This window comes from Amycolatopsis sp. NPDC049252, assembly GCF_043197175.1.
Taxonomy (GTDB): domain Bacteria; phylum Actinomycetota; class Actinomycetes; order Mycobacteriales; family Pseudonocardiaceae; genus Amycolatopsis.
On the sequence record NZ_JBICSQ010000187.1, the window covers coordinates 1 to 1,647 of the forward strand.

Here is a 1,647-nt window from a genome sequence, read left to right on the forward strand (position 1 = left end):
GCGGCGGAGCAGGGTGTGGGTGGTGAGGCCGGTGTGGTCGAGGAGGGGGGTGAGGGTGGGGTGGGGTCCGATTTCGACGACGTCGGTGATGCCCATCTTGGTCATGGTGGTGATGCCGTCGGCGAACCGGACGGTGTTGCGGAGGTGGTCGACCCAGTGCCGGGGGTCGGTGAGGGTGGTGGCGACCTCGCCGGTGAGGTTGGTGATGACGGGGATCCGGGGTTCGTAGTAGGTCAGGTCTCGTGCGACCTTCGTGAACTGGTCGAGGACGGGGTCGAGGTGGGCGGAGTGGAAGGCGTGCGACACGCGGAGTTGCTTGCCGTTGAGGGCCTCGATGTCCGCCAGATCGCCGGAGAGGACCACGGAGGTGGGGGTGTTGACGGCGGCGATCGACAGGCCGGGGGTGAGCAGGTCGCGGGCTTGGTCTTCGGTGACGGTGAGGGTGGTCATGCCGCCGGGGGTGCTGACCGAGTCCATCAACCTCGCCCGTGCCGCGACCAGCCAGACCGCGTCGTCTTCGTCGAGGACGCCGGCGAGGTGGGCGGCGGTGATTTCGCCGAGGGAGTGCCCGATGAGGACCTCGGGTTGCAGGTCCAGCAGGCGGTAGAGGGCGACTTCGAGGGTGAAGAGGGCGGCTTGGGTGTAGCGGGTCTGGTCGACCAGGCCGGGGGTGGTGAACATCGCGTCCCGCAGGTCCCCGCCGAATTTGGCGCAGAGGCGGTCGACGGTGTCGGCGAAGATCGGGTAGGTGTCGTAGAGGGCTTTGCCCATCCCGGTCCATTGGGAGCCTTGACCGGTGAACATGACGGCGAGTCGCGGCTGTCCGGCGTGCTGAACGGGCAAGGCCTTGTCGCCGATGAGGGCGGAGCGGTAGGGGAATTCGGTGCGTCCGTAGGCGAGGGTCGAGGCGATGGTGGCGTCGTCGAGGTCCCGTAAGCGGTCGAGGTGCTGCCCGACGGCCTCGGGGGTGGCGGCTGAGACCAGCAAGGGTGCGGGCCCGGTGGGTTCGGCAGGATCGGAGACGGGGGGTTGTTCCAGGACCAGGTGGGCGTTGGTGCCGGAGATCCCGAAGGAAGACACCCCCGCTCGCCGGGTGCCGGAGTTCCACGGCCGTGCTTCGGTGAGCAGGGCGACGGTGTCGTCCCAGTGCACCTGGCTCGACCGCACCTGGGCATGCAACGTGGCGGGCAGCAGACCGTGGCGCATGGCGAGGAGCACCTTGATGACGCCACCGACTCCGGCGGCGGCCTGGGTGTGGCCCAGGTTCGACTTCAGCGATCCCAGCCACACCGGCGACTCCGGCGCATGTGCCGCGCCGTAGACCGCCTGCAGGGCTTGGGCTTCGATCGGGTCGCCGAGCCGGGTCCCCGTGCCGTGCGCCTCCACCACGTCCACATCGGACGGTCCGAGGCCGGCGTCCGCGAGCGCGGCGCGAATGACCCGCTGCTGCGACGGGCCGTGGGGTACCGACAGCCGGCTCGTCGTGCCGTCCTGGTTGACGGCGGTGCCGCGTACGATGCCGAACACCGGGTGCCCGTTGCGGTGCGCGTCGGACAGCCGCTCCAGCACGAGCATGCCCGCGCCCTCGCTCCAGCCGGTGCCGTCGGCGCTGTCGCCGAACGCCTTGCACCGGCCGTCGGCGGCGAG

Annotated in this window: 1 protein-coding gene; it reads right to left on the bottom strand. The window is 70.2% G+C overall.

Features of this window, described 5'->3' with window-relative positions:
* A partial coding sequence (locus ACGFMK_RS48995; RefSeq protein WP_392778968.1) for a type I polyketide synthase occupies nucleotides 1-1,647 on the bottom strand: 1,647 nt, incomplete at both ends.